This window comes from Pseudomonas sp. GW821-FHT09C08, assembly GCF_059418125.1.
Map to the genome: position 1 here is coordinate 1 of NZ_JBWKPG010000021.1, position 18,630 is coordinate 18,630.

Genomic DNA, 18,630 nt, shown 5'->3' on the forward strand with positions numbered 1-18,630 from the left:
TGCGGGAATAGCTCAGTTGGTAGAGCACGACCTTGCCAAGGTCGGGGTCGCGAGTTCGAGTCTCGTTTCCCGCTCCATATTCAATGAAAACGCCGATCAGCAATGATCGGCGTTTTTGTTTGTGCGCGTTTTATCGCAAGTTCGCCGCTTGAGCCAGACGCACTGTAGCCTCGCGGATTTCTGCCTGATTGAGTGCTGCAAAGCCCAGGCGCAGTGCATTTTCCGGCTGGTCCACCGGCGAAAACTGTCGGCCACTGCGTACGACCAGCCCGTGGTCCAGCGCCGCGCTGACCATCTGCTCGACGTTGATTTCATCGTCGAAGCGTACCCACAGCGCCAGGCCACCTTCCGGCTCCCGTACCTTGATTCGATCCCCGAACGCCTCATGCAGGCAGCTCTGCAAGGTTTCGCGGCGGACGCGGTATTCCTTCGACACCCGGCGCAAATGCTTCTTCAGCTCTCCATCATTGATCAGGTCGGCGAGCATTTTCTGCGCGACCGCATCGGCATCCCCCATCATCAGCGCGGCATTGCTGTGCAGGGCTTGGATCACATCCGTGGGCGCCACCACATAACTGCAGCGAAACGTCGAGCCAAGGGCTTTGGATAACGAACCGACATAGATCACATGGCGCTGCGAGCGGTCACTGGCGAGGGGGAGGTAGGGCCGCCCGTTGAAGTGGTATTCGTGGTCGTAGTCTTCTTCGATGATGCAGAAATCGTGCAGTGCCGCCAACGCCAACAGCTGCTGGCGTCGCGCCGCGTGCAGGCTCACGGTGGTGGGGAACTGGTGGTGTGGGGTGAGATAGATCATCCGCACCTTGTGTTCGCGGCAGAGGCGGTCGATCTGGTCCGTGCGACAGCCTTCTTCGTCCATCTCCACGGTGACCAGTTGCGCGCCCAGCTTGCGGAAAATCTCCCACGCGGGTGGGTAACTCAGGCGTTCCACCAGCACCACGTCTCCGGGTTTGAGCAGCAGGCTCGCGGTCAGGTACAGCGACACCTGGGTGCCTTGGGTGAGGCATATATTCTCGGCGCTGACCGTCAATCCGCGGTTGTTGCGCAGCATCTCGGCCAGGGCGCAGCGCAAATGGTAGCCCGTGCCCTCGCTGCCGTAGCGCACGGTGTTGGAGCTGAAGCTGTTGCGCAATGCATTGCGGTAGTAGCGATGCAGGACGGCCTGGGGCAGCAAGCGGTGATCGCTGGTGCCGTTATCGAAAAACAGCGCGCCATGCCGATGCTGCAGTGCCGTCACCTGGGCGTTCTGGGCGAAATACGGGGCGACCGCCTGCGCGAGGATGGGCGGAGCGAAGGACTGTTGCGCGCGACTCGGCAACTGCTTGGGCGTCAGCTGCGCGTTGACGAAGGTCCCACGGCGTGGCTCGCTGACGAGCCAGCCTTTGGTCAACGCTTCTTCGTAGGCGAGGATCACGGTCTTGCGGTTGACGTCGAGCAACTGCGCCATTTCCCGCGTGCCCGGCAGCAATGTGCCGGGCGGCAATCGCCCTTCAACGATCGCGGTCACCAGGCCTTCGGCGATTTTGCGGTAGGACGCCTGGCCGTCACCCTCGTCCAGCTTGAGCAGCGGACGCCATTTACGCATCTGGACCATCTGAAGTATCCAAAACTGGAGGTTTTAATGGGCCTAGTCTAGCGCAACAATCAAGCCTCACTTACCCCGAGGTTGTTATGAATACACGTCATGTCATCGAACTGTCCCCCTCGGGGAAAACCTTTGAGGCCGGTGACGAACTGTTGCTGGATGCGATGCTCGCCCACGGCCTGTCCGTGCCATTTTCCTGCCGCCGCGGTGCTTGTGGGTCGTGCAAGGTGGTGGTCGCAGAAGGTCAGTACCGGGCCAAACAGCTCGCGCCGGATGCACCGGTGCCCTGCTATCCGCTGGCAGCCAATGAAATGTTGTTGTGCCAGAGTCACGCCTGCGGCGACATGCGCCTGGAAATTCCCGGTTGGTCGCTGGACTCGCCCGCGTTGGTCGTCGAGGCAACCGTGCTCAGCAAACGCGCACTCAGCCCCGACATCATCGAGTTGGTGGTGATGCCGGATACGCCCTTGGCGGTGCGGGCGGGCCAGTACCTCAAGATCCAACTGGTCGACGGCGACTCGCGTTGTTTTTCGATCGCCAACCTGCCGGCAGAAGACGAGGGGCGGCTGGTCTTCCAGATTCGCCAGGTCAGCGGCGGGCTGTTTTCCGAAACCCTGCTGGGGTGCCTGGAAGCCGGCGATCTGTTGCAGCTGGAAGGGCCGTTTGGTGCCTGTACCTGGCAGGACCATGACGATGCGCCCGTAGTCTTGTTCGCCACGGGCACCGGTTACGCTGGCATCAAGCCGATCCTGCTGAGCGCCTTGAAACGCGATGTCGAGGTGACGCTGTACTGGGGCGGTGCGCAGCCGGCCGATTTTTATGACCGCGTATTCCTGGACACAGCCGTCATCGAACACCCGCGTTTTCACTGGCATCCGGTGCTGGCCTCGCAGGGCCGGGTGCAGGAAGTGGCGCTCAGCCATGGGCATCCCTGGGAAGTGGCCCACGTGTACGCGTGCGGTAGCGGCGCAATGATCACCCAGGTGCGTACCGAGTGCCTGGAAGCGGGCCTGCCGGGCCATCGGTTTGTCGCGGAAGCCTTTGTGCCCAGCGGCCGGTCGAGTGCGGGCACGGCATCGAAGCCGCTGCATCCTGTGTGGGAAAAAGTTGGTCCGCGCTACTCCCTGGACGGCATGCTGGCGGCGCGTGACCAGTCCATACGCGCCCTGGCGGCAATTGCCAGCCGCCTGCAGGTGGGCATGACCACCGGCGAAGCCCTTGATATGGCTGCCGAACAACTGCAGGCCATGGGCGCGTCCCACACCTGGCACCCGACTTATATTCGTTTTGGCGACGATACCGTTCGCCCACCCCGCGAAGGTATTGATCGTCAACGCAGGCTACGCGCCACCGATATCGTCGTGGTCGACCTGGGCCCGGTGTGGGACGGCTACGAGGGCGACTATGGCGATACCTTTGTATTCGGTGACTCACCGTTGCACCTGGCATGCAGGACGGCCCTGCACGAGGTGTTCGATGCAACCCGCGACGCCTGGTTACGGGGCCTCACCGGTCGCGAACTGTATGACTTTGCCGAGCAGAGTGCGGTGTCAAAAGGCTGGAGGCTGGCGCGCAATCTCGCGGGGCATCGCCTCGCGGATTTCCCCCACGCGTTGTTCGAGTGCAAGGACCTGGCGGACCTGGAAATCCCGCCGAGTGAAATGGCCTGGGTCCTGGAGATCCAGCTGTGCCATCCCACGGAGCCGGTCGGTGGTTTTTTCGAGGATATGTTGATGCTGCAAGCCTGAAGAGCCCGCCATTGCGGCGGGCTCCTTTGGATCAGAGCTTCGGCAGCTGGCCGATACGGCTCATCATTTCGGTGACGATCTGCAGGTCCAGCAGGAACTGGTCGACGGTCTTGAACTCGTTGTCGGTGTGCCCGGTGTACTTCACTTCCGGGCGCGCCAGGCCGAATTGCACGCCATTGGGCAGTTCGTGCACCGAGGTCGCGCCGGCCGAGGTGCCGAACTTGTGCTCCATGCCCAGGTTTTCGCTGGCGACGGCCAACAAAGCCTTGACCCATTCACCTTCCGGGTTGCGGTACATCGGTTCGGCCACCGAGTAGGTGAAGTCCACCTTGACCTTGGATTGCTTGTCCCAGGCATTCAGCTTGTCGGCAATCTCGGCCTTGAGTTTCTCCGGCGACTTGCCCTTCGGCACGCGCAGGTTCACCGCCAGCTTGAAGGCCTTGTCATCCAGGCCGACAAAGGTCAGCGAGGTGGTCAACGGGCCCATGAAATCATCGGAGAAGCCCACGCCCAGTTTGCCGCCGAGGTAATCCAGGCCCCAGTTGTCGGACGCATAACGCGCCGCGTCGGTGATGTGGTTGTGCTTGAGGGCAATCTTGCCGTCGACGCTGTGGATCAGCTCCAGCATGCGTGCGACCGGGTTGACCCCGGACTCGGGTTCGGAGGAGTGAGCGGACACGCCGGTGACGGTCAGCTTGACGTTTTTGCCGTCGACCTTGGCGGCCACTGCAAAATCACCGCCGTTGCGCTTGGCGTATTCAGTCCCGGCCTTTTGCAGGCTGGCGGCCAGCTCGGCCGGTTTGTCGCTGACGAAGGTCGCGACCGAGGCCGAAGGGATCTGGTTGGTCGCCATGCCGCCGGTCATCGAGATGATTTCCGCGCCTTTGCCTTCACCCTTGCGACGCGGGAAGGTGGCCATGACCGTGCCGTAGCCTTTCTCGGCAATCACCACCGGGTAGCCGCCGTCCAGCGCCAGGTTGTACTGCGGCGTCGGGTTGTGCTCGAAGTAATAGGGGATCGCGTCGCCGGAGGTTTCTTCGGTGGTGTCCACCAGCAACTTGAAATTGCGCGCCAGCGGCAGTTTTTCTTCCTTGATGACCTTCATGGCGTACAGGGCCACCACGATGCCGTTCTTGTCATCCTCGGTGCCACGGCCGTACATGCGATCGCCGATCAGCGTGACCTTGAACGGATCAAGCTTGGTGCCATCCTTGAGCACCCAGTTCTCTGGCGTCACCGGCACCACATCGGCGTGGGCGTGGATACCGACCACTTCATCACCGCTGCCTTCGAGGGAGATCTCGTAGACGCGATTGTCGATGTTGCGGAAGTTCAGGTTGAAGTCTTTCGCCAGGGCCTGGATCTTGCCGGCGATCTTGATGAATTCCGGGTTCTTGTACTGCGGCACACCGTCGACGTTGAAGGTCGGGATTTCCACCAGCTCACGCAGGGTTTCGGTGGCGGCCTTGCCGTACTTCACGCGTGTGTAGATACCGAGCAGGCGATTGATTTCGTTCTGCTGGTCGGCGCTCAGGGTTTTGTTATCCAGGAAGGTACTGATTGCCGGGCCGACGTCGCTGGTTTTACCCAGCTCGCCCTTGGCCAGTGCGCCGAGGAAACCACGAAAATCGGTGACGGACGTTTCGTTGAAACTCTTGAGAATCGCCGTGCTTTGGTCGGGTGTGATGTTGGCGAAGGCTGGTGTGGCGATGGCCGAAAGGCTGGCCGCGAACACGGTGGCAGCCGCCAGTTGCTTGAGTGGAAAGTGCATTGAGAGACGCATTCCTTTGCAGGTAGTGAGTAGGAAGTTTCTGATCGATATGTCAGAAACATTTCCACACACTACCACCTCTTTTTTCCACGGGCGAGGGTCTACGCAAAGGGTCCCGCAGGAGCCGGCTTGCCGACGATGAAGCGCATTGCCAGGCGGATCACAGTGCCGGGACTATTTTCGTCGGCAAGCCAGCGCCTGCAGGTGGCCCGAGTCAGGGCTGGCCAGGGTGGGGCTCGGGGTACGCCTCGGTTACGTTCAACGCCTTGGCGTAGGGCCCATCCCACAATTGCTCATGGAGTTGCCCGACACGCTTGGCCATCGCTTCGCTGCGCATCACTACTTCCAGGTTGCGCGAATTATCCAGATACCCACCCAGCCAGTTGCTGGTGCCGATCCAGGCGACCTCGCCGTCGATCTCCATGGTCTTGCTGTGGATCACCCGCGCATAAGGGATAAACCCTTGCCTGGCTTGCGGCAGGGTGACGATCTTGACCTGGACGTTGGGCAGGACCGCCAGGCTTTTCAGGTAGGGCAGTTCCAGTTTGTCGGTGTTCCAGTTGGATACCATCAGCTTGACTGACACCCCACGCGCCGCCGCTGCGCGCACGGCATTGTCGATCACCGCGTAGTAAGGGCGGGTTTTATCCGGCCCGTAGGACAGCGGCGCATAGTCGAGCAGTTGCACGCGCACCTCTTTTTTGGCTTCACCGAGCAGGCGCGGCAACTCCAGTTGTGAATCGCCGACACCCGGCGGGTTGTAGCGCTGCGGGCTGGCGACCAGATAGTTGCCAGTGCGCGCAGGGGGTTCGCTGGCTGCGGGCAGGGGCACCGGGGTGTGCTCGGTCAGCGCTGCCTGGGCGCGCCAATCCTGTTCGAAGATCGCCTGGACCTGGCTCACCACGGTGGCGTCGCTGATGCGCAGGCCGGTTTCGTGGATATGTTCCAGGGAGCGCCAGTCGAAGTTCTGGCTGCCGACAAATGCCTGCTTGCCATCCACCACCATGTATTTGGCGTGGATGATCCCGCCGCTCAGTTGCCCATAGGGCAGCACGCGGAAGGTCAGGTTGGGGATCGCACGCAAACGTTCCAGCGTGGAAGCTTCTGACAACTTGATGCCTTTTTCTTCCAGCAAGAAGCGAATCTTCACACCGCGTTTGCCGGCGGCCTCAAGGTGTTCGATCACCGTGTCCATCACCGAGCCAGGATGGTCGGCGGCATAGAACTGGCCGATATCGATGCGGCTTTTGGCGCCATCGAACAAGGCGATCCACACCGGCCCCGGCTGGCGCAAATCGTCGGTGCCCAGCGTGGTATCCACCGGCACGGTGTGCACCAGTTCAAACCCCGGAATCGAAAAGTCCGCCTGAACCAGCGGACTCATGAGCAAGCCGGCCAGGCCTGCGATACGCAATTTCAAGGAGGCAGACATAGGGACCTCTATCAACAAAGAAAGCGGGCGCATTGCGCGCCCGCTGTAACCATCACGCCGTGCGGCTGTGCAACGGTGTCGGCACCAGGTGCGGCACTTCACTCTGTACCCGGGCGCCGGTGGCGGCGCGGATCAGCAGGATTTTCAACTGGTCGTTGATGCGCTCCAGGCTGTCCTGGAAGAAGTTGTGGAACACCACGCAGAACAGCGCGATGGCGATCCCCAGGCCAGTGGCGAACAGCGCCGTGCCGATGCCACCGGAAATCTGCCCTGGGTCGGACACCCCGGCACTCGCCAGCGCCTTGAAGGTGTCGATGATGCCGAGGATGGTACCCAGCAAGCCCAACAGCGGCGCGGCCGTGGTGATGGTCTCGATGATCCACAGGCTGCGGGCCAGTGGCGCGCGAGTGGTCAGGTACTGGGTTTCGATCACGTCATCCAGGTCCTTGCGTGAACCGTGCGAGGCTTTCTGTGCCAGCACCGGCAACACCATGCTCAAGGGCAGGCTGTCACGTTGGGTCAAGCCCTGCGGCAAGTCGCGCTCGCTGTGTACGTTGGCGTCCAGCACCGCCGTGAGCGCGCGAGCCTGGCGACGCACGTAGGCGAAGTAGATACCGCGCTCGATGGTGATGAAGATGGCGATGGCCATCGCGGCATACATCACATAGAAGGTGATGTCGTGGAGCAGGTTCATGTCCATGTTCGCTTACCTCGCAATTAGAAATTGGCTTCCAGGGAAACCGTCACAGTGCGTTCCAGGCCGACGATGTACGCCGGGTCGCCGTCGCGGAAACCGCCGTAGGTCGCGGCGTTGGTCTTGGTGGTGTACACGCCGTCCAGGTATTTCTTGTCGAACAGGTTGTCGACGTTCAGGCGCAGGGTGGCGTCCTTGACCACTTTCTTGTCCACCGGCAGGTAGATACCCGCGCCGGCGTTGAACACGGTGCGCCCGGAAATGGCTTCATCGTTGGTCAGGTCGCCGTAGAGCTTGCTCGTGTACTTGCCGCCGAAGGTGCCGTAGAAGCGACCGTCGTCATAACCGATGTTGGCGGCCAGCATGTTCTTCGGCACGTTGGCAAATTGCTTGCCGCTGGTGGGCAGCACGATGGCTTTGCCGGCGTTGTACACGGTCAGGTCGTCTTGCTGCTCGGCCTTGGTGTAGGTGTAGGAGGTGTAGTAGTTGAAGTGGTTGGGCAGCAGGCCGCTCCACTCCAGCTCCAGGCCGCTGTTGTTGACCGCGCCCGCGTTGATGTCGGCGAAGTCGCCGTTGATGTCTTTGGACGAGACCTGGCGATCCTTGAACTGCATGTAGAACAAGGTCGCCGCCACGGTCATGTCGTCACCGGTGAAGCGCCAGCCCAACTCGTGGTTCCAGCTGGTTTCCGGCTTGGAGTTGATCGAGTCCAGGCCCTTGTCGTACAGCACATAGTTCTGCGGGATCCGCATGTTGCGCGACAGGCTGTAGAACAACTGGTCGCGCTCATCCAGCTGGTACTTGAGGCCGACGTTGGGCAGCAGTTTGTTGTAGGTCTGGTTACGTTTTTCCGCCTGCTCGGTGAGGCTGCCGTGGTTGGTGCCGTCACGCTTGACGTTCATGTAGGCGAGGCCTGCCACCAGCGTCCAGTCCGGGTCGATGTACCAGGTGTCCTGGGCCCAGACCTTCTGGGCGGGGGTGATGGTGAAGCGGTCGCGACCCTGGATGGTGTTGCCATTGGCATCGACCACGGCGTCGTTGGAGTCGGGCCAGGTGTCGACCGGTTTGCCGCTGGACTTGAGCGGAATGAACGGCTGGGTCTGGCTCTGGCGCGCGCGTTCGTACCAGTAGCCAAATTGCACGCTGTGATCACCCAGGTCCCAGTTCAGTTTGGTGGTGATCCCCGGACGCCAGGTCTGCGTGCGTGAAGGGCGGTAGTACACGCCGCTGTTCGGCGTGCCATCGGCGTTGTACTGCGCGCCGGTAGGCAAGTTGCCCAAGTCGAACACGCCGCCCTGGTTCGAGCCGCTGTTGAGCGCGTAGCTGGATGAGCCGACGCCACTGCCGTTGCCCCAGTAGTAGTACGGAATCACCGACAGCGCGAGGTTGTCAGCCAGTTTGAGCTGGGTGTTGAGCACGGCGGTGAAGGTCTGGAACGGGTTCTGCGCCAGCGCGTAATAGCTGTTGTACTTGCCATTTGCACCCACGGTCGGCGTTGCCGGGTAGGGGTCGTACTTGCGGCCGTTCTGTTGGAACTGCGCCTTGGTCAGCTGGCTGTAACTGTTGTTGTCCTGTTCGTGGTACTTGAGGATCAGGTTGGCGGTGTTGCCGTCGCCCGCATCGAAGAAGCTGTTCCACTCGACCTTGTCCGCCCGCACTGCACCCGAGCCGCGCCACATCTGGCCTTCGGTGTGGGACGCCGACAGCCAGTTGCTGAGGCCGTTGACTTCACCGGTGTTCAGCCGCGCGAAGGTCTTGCGGGTGGCGTTGCTGCCCATCACCTGTTTGACGAACGCGCCGGTTTCCTTGGTCGGGCGAATCGTCACGATGCCGATGTTGCCGCCGCTGGAGCCGATGTGCGGGCCGTCGGCTTCCGAGGAGCCCTGGGTGACGAAGATCTGGTCGATGTTTTCCGGGTCGCCCAGCAGGTTGGAATACAGCGCGTAGTTGCCCGAGTCGTTGATCGGCATGCCGTCCACCGACATCCCCACCTGGTCGGAGTTGAGCCCGCGCATGGTGAAGCGAAAGCCCGACAGGCCGGTGTTGTCTTCGCTGGAAATGTTCAGGCCCGGGGTGTACTTGAGCTTGTCGATGGCGTTGCCGGTGGCGGTCTGTTTATCCAGCGCCTCCTTGGTCACCGTGGAGCGGCCCTTGATGCTTTCTTCCTGCACCATGTAGCCGCCACCCGCAGTGGCCTTGCCCTGGACGCCGATGGTGCCGACGTCGCTGTTGCCGGTGTCGGCCATGGCCATGCCCTGGCCCATGCTTGCGGCAACAAGTGCCAGATGAATACGTGTGAACCTCATCACTGTCGTCCTGGTGTCGGGTGCTTATTGCACGCTGTAGTTGAAGGTGGCGGTGAAGCGCTGCTCATTGCGCCCCCCGAAGGCTTGCTCGGGGAACGGCTTGACTTGCTTGATGCGACGCAAGCTGTTGGTGGCGGCCCGGTTGAGCAACATGCTCGAGGCCTGGGTTTGCAGGCCGGAGTCCAGAACGCGACCCTGGCGGTCTACCAGCAGCCAGACCACGACTTCGCCGGTCGGGCGTTCGAGGGAAGCCTGGCGTCCGGTGGGGTACTGTTTGTAGGTGTCCAACTCGTTGCGCAAACCCTTGAGATAGCCACCTTCGAGTGCCTGGCCGTCGACCTTCGGCGGGGCCGGTGGTGCCGGCGTTGGCGCGGCCTGGGCCGCCACGGCGGGGGCCGGTTTGGCGGCCACCGGCGGTGGTGTCGGCACGGGCGATGGCTTGGCCACCACGGGCTTTGGCTGAGGTTTCGGCTTGGGCTTGGGCTCAGGTTTTGGCAACGGCTTGGGCGGCGGTGGCGGCGGGGCCGGCTCGGCCTCTTCATCCTCGATCACCGGCGGCGGTGGCTCTTGTTCCACCACCGGCTCCGGGGTCACTGGCGGCTCGGGCTCGACCAACGCCAGCTCGACCGCCGACTCGTCGTACACCGGTTCAACCTTCAACGTCTGGGACTGGATTCCCAGTGCAATCAGCACCAGGGCGATCAGGGCCGGGACACTGCCCAGCAGCTGTCGCGCACGAAACAGGACGTACATGATCACGACTTGCGCGTGGCGATGGACACGGAGGTAAAGCCACCCAGACGCAGGGTGTCCATCACCTCCACCAGGCGCGAAACTTCCACGCCCTTATCGCTGTTGACGATGATCGTCGACTTGGTGTCAGGCTTTTCGGCCGCCTTCAAGGCCGGCACCAGCGCATCGACGGTGAGGTCCTTGCCATCCAGTTGCAGCTGGCCTTCCAGGCCCAGGGTCAGGATGAATTTGTTCTGCGGCTTGAGCTGCTGCGAACTGCTGGCGCTGGGCAGTTGGGTCTTCATGCCGAGGGCCGGAATCACGTTCAGGCTCACGAGTACGAAAAACACCAACAGGAACATCATCACGTCGATCATCGGGATCAGCTCGATGTGCGCCTTGCGTTTTTTCGGTTCGTCCCAGGTTCTCATTCCGCTACCCCGTCATTGAATTAGGGGCGACACGCTAACAACCAAAAATGACCGAATGGTTAACTTTAATTGACGTTTTGAGGGCTCTAGGACGCGTCTTACAGGGCATTCACAAGTCATTTTTGTGACGTAACAGAATTGAAACGAAGCGCGGCCATTCTCAAAAACTTTACATCGAGGCCCCTCGGAAATGAGCAGCGACTTGCCCCATCTGTCCACCCCGCGACTGTTATTGCGCGCCCTGGAAAAAACCCAGGCCGAGACGTTGTGCGCCCTCGCCAACGGTCCGAAGATCGCCGATAACACCGCCAGTATTCCATCGCCCTACACCCTGGAAATCGCGCTGGATTTCATTGACGGCATGCAGGCGAAATATCGCTCGACGGGGTTGCTGAGCCTGGGGATGCACCGGCGTGACAATGGCGAGCTGATCGGTATCGTCAGCCTGCGCATCAATGCTGCTCATTGCTACGGGCATCTGGGCGGTTGGGTCGCGGCGGATGCGCGTAACCAGGGGTACGCGGCGGAGGCGGCGACAGCATTGATGGACTACGGCTTTGTCGAACTTGGCCTGCATCGCGTGGGCAGCCAGTGCTTCAGTCGCAACAAGGAATCGGCGCGGGTCATGGAGAAAATCGGCCTGCAATATGAAGGCTGCATGCGCGGCGCGTTCCTCAAGAACGGCGTGCATGAAGACCTGCTGGTGTTCGCCACGGTGCGTGAGGTGTGGGAGTACCGGGTGTGAGCGGCGGCGTCGACCACGGCCGGCGCCGGGTACTCGCCGGGCTGGCGGTGGCCACCACGTTTTCGATCCTCAGTCCGTTCGCGCGCAGTGCGGGGGTCGACTATCCGTTTACCCTGGGCGTGGCGTCGGGCGACCCGTTGCCGGATGGCTTTGTGATCTGGACGCGCCTGGCGCCGCTGTTCAATGCCGTGGATGGCCGAGGTGGGTTGAACCGTGCGGTGGCGGTGCGTTGGCGGGTCGCCAGCGATGCGGCGATGACCCGCATCGTGCGACAGGGCGAGGTCATGGCCAGCGAGCGGTTTGCCCATTCGGTGCACGTGGAAGTCGTGGGGTTGGAGGCGGGCCGGCCGTATTGGTATCAGTTCGAAGGCCTCGGCGCGCAGAGCCCGGTGGGGCAGTCACGTACGGCGCCCGCCGTGCAGGCGATGGCGTCGGCGCGGTTGGGATTTGTCTCGTGCTCGCACTGGGAGCGCGGCTATTTCAGCGCCTACCGTCACCTCGCGGCAGAGCAGCCTGACCTGGTGTTTTTCCTCGGTGACTATATCTACGACAGCTCCTACGCGGCGGACTCAGGCAAAATCATTCGCGCCCACGGCAGCGGTAATGCGGTGAGCCTGGGCGATTACCGCAACCGTTATGCCTTGTACAAAACCGATCCGGACCTGCAGGCCTTGCATGCCGCCGCGCCCAGCGTGGCGACCTGGGACGACCACGAAGTGCAAAACGACTATGCCAATCGCTGGTCCCAGGATCCCAAGATCCCGGTGGCGCAATTTCTCCAGCAGCGCGCGGCGGCTTACCAGGCGTTCTATGAACATATGCCGCTGCGTGCGAGCAGCGTGCCCAAAGGCCCGGATATGCGCATCTATCGGCGCCTGGACTACGGCCGACTGGCGCGTTTCCACGTGCTCGACGGCCGTCAGTATCGCTCCGAACAACCGTGCATTCCGGCCAGCGGCAGCCACCAGGGGCATATCGCCGCCAACACCTGCGCCGACTTGCGCAACCCCGCGCGGACTATGCTCGGCTGGCAGCAGGAGGCCTGGCTGGACCAGGGTTTTGCGCAGTCGCGGGCGCAGTGGAATGTGATCGCCCAGGACTTGCTGGTGGCGCCGCTGACCCAGCGCGACCCGACCAGCCAGGCACTCGGGCGCTGGACCGATGGCTGGGATGGCTACATGGCCAACCGTTCGCGGATGCTCGCATCGATCCAGCGCCACCGCGTCAACAACCCGGTGTTCTGGGGCGGTGATATCCATTCGTTCTGGGCCACGGACTTGCACGTCGATGGCAATGATCTGGACTCACCGATCGTGGCCACCGAATTCGTCGGCTCATCGGTGACGTCCGATGGCCCGCCCTATGATGCGTTTTCCCAGTTGTTGCCACTCAACCCGCATGTGAAGTTTTTCGACAGTCGCCAGCGCGGGTACGTGTCGGTGCAGTTGGAGGCGCGGCAGATGCTGACGAGGTTTCGCGCGATCAGCGACCCGCGCGATCCACAGGCTGGCGTGTCGACTCTCAAGTCGTTTGTGACGGAGCCGGGCAGGGCGGGTGTGATGACAGCTTGAGGCATCGCCTGGAGACGGGCGATAGGGTTTGTTGTGGCAATCACGATGCTGTGGCAATCAGGTTTGTCATGTTGAGCAGGCTGTTGTGGTGTACAGGATTGTTGTGGTGAGCAGGCTTGCCCTGCGTTGGGCTGCGCAGCAGCCCCCAAACCTGACTGGAGTTTTTCCCAGACAAACTGTGGGGGCCTTATTAGGGCTGCTTCGCAGCCCAACGCAGGGCAAGCCTGCTCACCACAGGGGGAAACCTGCCAGAGTGGGTGCACCTGCCACTGCGGGTGAACCTGACACTGTGGGCTTGCCTATCACAGCGAGTGCACCTGACACAGCGACTTATCTGTCGCAGCGGGCAGCTTAATGTACCGCCTGGTGATGGGCAGTTGGGTAAGTTGTGACAAGCACGGTGTTATGGCAATCAAGTTTGTGATGTTGAGCAGGCTTGTTGTGGTGAGCAGGCTTGCCCTGCGTTGGGCTGCGCAGCAGCCCCCAAACCTGACTGGAGTTTTTCCCAGACAAACTGTGGCGGCCTTATTGGGGCTGCTGCGCAGCCCAACGCAGGGCAAGCCTGCTCACCACAGGGGGGGGGGAACCTGTCAGAGTGGGGGCACCTCTCACTGGGGTGAATCTGTCAGATGGAGCGCACCTGCTACTGTGGGTGGATCTGCCAGATGGAGCACACCTGCCAGCGGGGGAATCTGCCACGGTGAGCACACCTGTCACTGTGGGTGCATCTACCAGAGAGAGCGCACCTGCCAGGGTAGGCAAATCTCACCCAGCAAGCCCGGCGTAGCGCTTCAGTCGAGGGTGTAACGCACCGACAGTGCGCCCTTTTTCTCCGACAGGGCCAGGATGGTCACTTGGCCCAGTTCGCTCAGCGCCTGTACATGCGTGCCGCCGCAGGCGTAGGCCGGCAGTTCGCCGAAGCCGACTTCGCGGGTGCCGTCTTGCAGGGTCATATGGCGCGGATAGTCGGCGGCAATCCACTGGTTGACTTGCTGTTGAATCGTCTCGGCCTCGAGGGCTTGGGCGGCGTCGCCGCGGATAAACGTGATCTTGCCTTCGCCCGGCCAGTGATGCGCCTTGATCGGCATCCAGCCCAGGGTCTCGCCAACGTTGCCGATCAAGTGCCCGGCGGAATGCAGGCGTGTGTGCAGGGCGCGGCGTTGCTCGTCGACCCGTGCGCTGATCAAGCCAAGCGCCACGGGGCGGTCGGTGTAGTGCACCACGCGATCGGCTTCCTGGGTGACGCGCAGGACGTTGGCCTCGCCGAGCCAGCCGGTGTCGAAAGGTTGCCCGCCGCCTTGCGGGTGGAAGAGGGTTGACTGCAGGGTGACGGCAAAGAGGTCTTCGTGCGGCGTGCAGTCCAGCACTTCAAGCTCGGCAGTCAGGTGATCGTGGGTGAAAAACAGGCGCTCGGTCATTATCTACATCCGCATCAAGGTTCTGCGAGCAGTATAAATAGTGCAGGAATGGGTGATAATCCGCTCAACTCTCAATGGACCTGTGCGCTATGAGCATCAATCTTCCCTTGCCGCTGCTGGGTGAAATGGCGATTTTCGTCAAGGTAGTGGAAGCCGGCAGCTTTTCCGAGGCGGCCCGGCAGATGGGGGCTTCGCCGTCTTCGGTGAGTCGCAGCATCTCGCGCCTGGAAAAGGCCCTGGCCACTCGTTTGCTGCAACGCACTACGCGCAAACTGCGCCTGAGCGAGGGCGGGGAAGAGGTGTTCAAGCGTTGCCAGGAGATGGTCAACGCGGCGCGTTCGGTCATGGAGATCAGCGGCCAGTTCACCCATGAGGCCGAAGGTCAGGTGTGGGTCAGTGTGCCCAAGGCGGTGGGGCGGTTTGTGGTGCACCCGCATATGCCGGAGTTTCTGCGGCGCTATCCCAAGGTCGATGTGCAACTGATCCTCGAGGACCGGCACGTGGACCTGATCGATGACAACGTGGACCTGAGCATCCGCATCACCGACAGCCCGCCGCCGGGGCTGGTCGGACGGCAGCTGTTGCCCATCGAGCACTTGTTGTGCGCGACCCCACAGTACCTGGCCGAGCACGGCACGCCGGGTCACCCCCAGGATTTGCTCGCACACAGCTGCATCTACCTGGGTGAAACCCCGGCGGACTCACGCTGGAAATTTCGCCAGGCGGGCAAGGCGGTAACGGTAGGTGTGCACGGGCGTTATGCGGCGAACCACACCGGGGTACGCCTGGATGCGGTGTTGCAGCATGTGGGGATTGGCAGTCTGCCGTATTTCACCGCGCGGCATGCCTTGGAGGAGGGGCGGTTGGTGCAGGTGTTGCCGGCATGGGATTTTATTGCGTCCTACCATGGCGAGGCGTGGTTGCTGCATTCGCCGACGCGGTACCTGTCGCCGAAGTTGCGGGTGTTTATCGACTATCTGGTGGAATGCATGGCGAAGGAGCCGACATTGCGCCGCCAACACCTGGTAGGAGCCGGGGCGCCGGCGATGAGCCCTTGAAGCCACCGCTGGACTCAAGGCCGCCATCACCGGCAAGGGAAATAGTGGGGGTTGATCAGTGCTTGCTCTGGTCCTGCGGCATGGCCAGCAGCTGCTTTTCCTGGTTCCAGTCGAACGGTTCGTCGTTCTGTTCGGCTTCGAAGCGACGCTCTTCCAGGGCCTGGTACAGGTCCAGTTCTTCGTCAGGCATGAAGTGCAGGCAGTCACCACCGAAGAACCACAGCAGGTCGCGCGGTACCAGGTGGGCAATCTGTGGGTAGCGCAGGATGACCTGGCTCATCAGGTCCTGGCCCAGGTACTGGCTTTCGATCGGGTCGATCGGCAGCAGGGCGCGCAATTCGTCGAAGCGCTCCAGGAACAGGGTGTGGCTTTCCTCGGGTACCTGTTCGGCTTCGCCGACGGCAACCAGGATGCTGCGCAAGTGGTCGAGCAAGACGAGATGATCGGCAACGACGTTGGACACGAGATAAGTCCTCTAAAGCAAAAACGGGCGCGAGAGTATATAGCCCTCGCGCCCGTATTTATATGACCGCTGGACTCAGCGGACTTTACCCTCGGTGTGTTCCAGCTCTTCCTTGCTGAAATCATCCACGTCGATCACCTTGCGCCGCGCCGCCTCGGCGTCCCGCAAGGTCTGTGCTTCAGCCGGTTGCAGCACGCCGGCGTGCAATGCAGCGTCGATCGCATGTTCGCCGGCAGTCGGCTTGACCTGGCCGCTTTTGAGCGCGCTGTGCAGCTTTTTCTGCAGTGGGTGGCTGGCACCCAGCAGGTCGTAGGCATGTTGCAGGGCGCCCACCGGATCTTCCGCCGATTGTGGGCGGTAGCAGCCGGCCAGCAGTTCTTCCAGGGTCGGGTCGCCTTTGGCACGGCCAATCACCGCGGCCACTTCGGCATCCAGCGCGTCGGACGGCCCGGTATGGCGACGCCCGAACGGGAACACGATGACCCGCAGCAGGCAGCCCAGTACTTTGTTCGGGAAGTTGCTGAGCAGTTCATCCAGTGCGCGCTCCGACTCGCCGAGGCTTTCTTCCATGGCCCAGGCGAACAGCGGTTCCAGGTGATCCGGCGAATCCAGGTCGTGATAGCGCTTGAGTGCTGCCGAGGCCAGGTACATGTGGCTCAACACATCGCCCAGGCGCGCGGACAGGCGTTCGCGGCGCTTCAACTCGCCGCCAAGCAGCATCATGCTCAGGTCGGCGAGCAGGGCGAAGGCGGCAGCCTGGCGATTCAGGGCGCGGAAGTAACCTTGGCTGAGGCGGTTGCCCGGAGCTTTTTCGAAGTGGCCCACGCCCAGGTTCAGCACCAGGGTGCTGGCGGCGTTGCTCACGGCGAAACCGATATGCTGCATCAGCAGGCCGTCGAACTCCTTGAGTGCCTGGTCATGGTCTTCGCGACCGGCCAGGGCCATTTCCTTGAGCACGAACGGATGGCAGCGGATGGCGCCCTGGCCGAAGATCATCAGGTTGCGCGAGAGGATGTTCGCGCCTTCTACCGTGATGAAGATCGGCGCACCCTGCCAGCTGCGGCCCAGGTAGTTGTTGGGGCCCATGATGATGCCCTTGCCACCGTGCACATCCATGGCGTGGCTGATGCATTCACGACCGCGCTCGGTCAGGTGGTACTTGAGGATCGCCGACAGCACCGAGGGTTTTTCGCCCAGGTCGACGGCGTTGGCGGTGAGCATGCGCGCGCTGTCCATCAGCCAGGCGTTGCCGCCGATGCGCGCCAGGGCTTCCTGGATACCTTCGAAGGCCGACAGCGGCACGTTGAACTGCTCACGCACCTGGGCGTACTGGCCGGTGACCAGGCTGGTGAACTTGGCGGCGCCGGTGCCGACAGCGGGCAGGGAGATCGAACGGCCGACCGACAGGCAGTTCATCAACATCATCCAGCCCTTGCCGAGCATTTCCTGGCCACCAATGAGGAATTCCAGGGGGATGAACACGTCCTTGCCGGAGTTGGGACCGTTCATGAAGGCAGCGCCCAGGGGCAGGTGGCGACGGCCGATTTCCACGCCGGGGGTGTCGGTGGGGATCAGCGCCAGGCTGATGCCCAGGTCTTCTTCCTCGCCCAGCAGGTGGTCCGGGTCATGTGCCTTGAAGGCCAGGCCGAGCAAGGTCGCGACCGGCCCCAGGGTGATGTAGCGTTTTTCCCAGTTGAGGCGCAGGCCGAGGGTTTCCTTGCCTTCCCATTCGCCTTTGCAGATCACGCCGGTGTCGGGCATGGCGCCCGCGTCGGAGCCGGCCAGCGGGCCGGTCAGGGCGAAGCAGGGGATGTCATCGCCGCGCGCCAGGCGGGGCAGGTAGTGGTTGCGTTGCTCATCGGTGCCGTAGTGCAGCAGCAATTCGGCCGGGCCGAGTGAGTTGGGCACCATCACGGTCGACGCCAGGTCGCCGCTGCGGGTGGCGAGTTTCATCGCGACCTGGGAGTGCGCATACGCGGAAAAGCCCTTGCCGCCGTATTCCTTGGGAATGATCAGGGCGAAGAAACCGTGGGTCTTGATGTGCTCCCAGGCAGCGGGCGGCAGGTCCATGGCCTGGCCGATTTCCCAGTCGCTGACCATGGCGCAGAGTTCTTCGGTCGGGCCGTCGATGAACGCTTGTTCTTCTTCGGTCAGTTGCGCCTTGGGATAGGCCAGCAACTTGTCCCAGTCCGGGCGACCGCTGAACAGTTCGCCGTCCCACCACACGGTGCCGGCGTCGATGGCATCGCGCTCGGTCTCGGACATCGGCGGCAGGACTTTCTGGAACCAGCTGAACAGCGGCTTGGTGAAGTATTGGCGGCGCAGGTCCGGTAGCAACAACGGCGCCGCGACGGCGGCCAGCAGCACCCAGAAGATCAGCAGCAACCAGCCGGGAGCGTGACTCCAGGCGCCCATCGCCAACAGGTAGACGGCGACCACGCCCAGGGCGGGCAGGGGTGCGGTGCGCCGGTGTGCCAGGTAGGCAATGCCGACCACCAGAACCAGTATCCACAACAACAGCATATTCAATCCTCCGTGAAACCAGGGGCGAAACCACCAACGAGCTTAGTCGGCATCCGAGCAAGCGGGGTGATCAGGGTGTAACGAGTTGTGCTGGAAGCACCCATCTTAAGGCGCCGACATTTGGCCGAATCGTCG

The 18,630-nt window shown here is 62.3% G+C and carries 14 protein-coding genes and 1 tRNA gene; 5 read left to right on the forward strand and 10 right to left on the reverse strand.

Translation table 11 applies throughout. The features are described 5' to 3' along the window. Position 1 precedes the first annotated feature (1 nt). Positions 2–77, forward strand: a tRNA-Gly gene (locus AC07OJ_RS30700). Positions 78–130: 53 nt separating this feature from the next. Here the strand turns inward: AC07OJ_RS30700 and pdxR are convergent. Continuing rightward, complete coding sequence (pdxR, locus tag AC07OJ_RS30705; protein WP_495095791.1) at positions 131–1,612, reverse strand: MocR-like pyridoxine biosynthesis transcription factor PdxR; 1,482 nt, start codon at positions 1,610–1,612, stop codon at positions 131–133. 77 nt (positions 1,613–1,689) lie between these two features. Between pdxR and AC07OJ_RS30710 the strand changes: the two genes are divergently transcribed. Continuing rightward, a complete protein-coding gene (locus tag AC07OJ_RS30710; protein ID WP_495095792.1) occupies positions 1,690–3,351 on the forward strand; it encodes a M24 family metallopeptidase in 1,662 nt (553 codons plus the stop codon). A gap of 31 nt (positions 3,352–3,382) precedes the next feature. Here the strand turns inward: AC07OJ_RS30710 and AC07OJ_RS30715 are convergent, their stop codons facing one another. The 6 genes from AC07OJ_RS30715 to AC07OJ_RS30740 form a co-directional block, all read right to left on the reverse strand. After that, entirely contained in the window at positions 3,383–5,122 is a 1,740-nt protein-coding gene (locus AC07OJ_RS30715; protein ID WP_282396758.1) for a dipeptidase, read from the reverse strand. Positions 5,123–5,336: 214 nt separating this feature from the next. Then, a complete protein-coding gene (locus tag AC07OJ_RS30720) occupies positions 5,337–6,554 on the reverse strand; it encodes a phospholipase D-like domain-containing protein (protein WP_282396759.1) in 1,218 nt (405 codons plus the stop codon). A gap of 52 nt (positions 6,555–6,606) precedes the next feature. Next, complete coding sequence (locus AC07OJ_RS30725) at positions 6,607–7,254, reverse strand: MotA/TolQ/ExbB proton channel family protein (RefSeq protein WP_065901446.1); 648 nt, start codon at positions 7,252–7,254, stop codon at positions 6,607–6,609. A 17-nt stretch (positions 7,255–7,271) separates the two neighbouring features. Next, the gene (locus tag AC07OJ_RS30730; RefSeq protein ID WP_065901443.1) at positions 7,272–9,554 is read right to left on the reverse strand and encodes a TonB-dependent receptor; all 2,283 of its coding nucleotides are present in this window, start codon (positions 9,552–9,554) and stop codon (positions 7,272–7,274) included. 24 nt (positions 9,555–9,578) lie between these two features. Then, on the reverse strand, positions 9,579–10,307 hold the full coding sequence (locus AC07OJ_RS30735) for an energy transducer TonB family protein (RefSeq protein ID WP_065901440.1): 729 nt from the start codon (positions 10,305–10,307) through the stop codon (positions 9,579–9,581). A 2-nt stretch (positions 10,308–10,309) separates the two neighbouring features. Continuing rightward, positions 10,310–10,717 carry an ExbD/TolR family protein gene (locus tag AC07OJ_RS30740; protein WP_005786670.1) on the reverse strand — a complete coding sequence of 136 codons (408 nt, stop codon included), beginning with the start codon at positions 10,715–10,717 and terminating at the stop codon, positions 10,310–10,312. A gap of 190 nt (positions 10,718–10,907) precedes the next feature. Between AC07OJ_RS30740 and AC07OJ_RS30745 the strand changes: the two genes are divergently transcribed. After that, entirely contained in the window at positions 10,908–11,462 is a 555-nt protein-coding gene (locus tag AC07OJ_RS30745) for a GNAT family N-acetyltransferase (RefSeq protein ID WP_282396760.1), read from the forward strand. Then, the gene (locus AC07OJ_RS30750; RefSeq protein WP_495095800.1) at positions 11,459–13,033 is read left to right on the forward strand and encodes an alkaline phosphatase D family protein; all 1,575 of its coding nucleotides are present in this window, start codon (positions 11,459–11,461) and stop codon (positions 13,031–13,033) included. The genes AC07OJ_RS30745 and AC07OJ_RS30750 overlap by 4 nt, the downstream gene beginning before the upstream one ends. Before the next feature lie 791 nt (positions 13,034–13,824). Here AC07OJ_RS30750 and AC07OJ_RS30755 read toward each other — a convergent pair. After that, positions 13,825–14,451, reverse strand: a complete 627-nt coding sequence (locus tag AC07OJ_RS30755; protein ID WP_495095793.1) for an alanyl-tRNA editing protein — start codon at positions 14,449–14,451, stop codon at positions 13,825–13,827. A gap of 89 nt (positions 14,452–14,540) precedes the next feature. On the opposite strand from AC07OJ_RS30755, the gene AC07OJ_RS30760 reads away from it, so the two are divergent. Continuing rightward, positions 14,541–15,509 (forward strand): LysR family transcriptional regulator, encoded by a 969-nt coding sequence (locus AC07OJ_RS30760; RefSeq protein WP_495095794.1) that lies wholly within the window; start codon positions 14,541–14,543, stop codon positions 15,507–15,509. Between the two features lie 55 nt (positions 15,510–15,564). Here AC07OJ_RS30760 and AC07OJ_RS30765 read toward each other — a convergent pair whose 3' ends face one another. Together AC07OJ_RS30765 and AC07OJ_RS30770 are read right to left on the reverse strand one after the other, a co-directional pair. After that, the gene (locus AC07OJ_RS30765) at positions 15,565–15,972 is read right to left on the reverse strand and encodes a PA2817 family protein (RefSeq protein ID WP_010567536.1); all 408 of its coding nucleotides are present in this window, start codon (positions 15,970–15,972) and stop codon (positions 15,565–15,567) included. Between the two features lie 75 nt (positions 15,973–16,047). After that, positions 16,048–18,495, reverse strand: a complete 2,448-nt coding sequence (locus AC07OJ_RS30770; protein ID WP_065901428.1) for an acyl-CoA dehydrogenase — start codon at positions 18,493–18,495, stop codon at positions 16,048–16,050. Positions 18,496–18,630 lie beyond the last annotated feature (135 nt).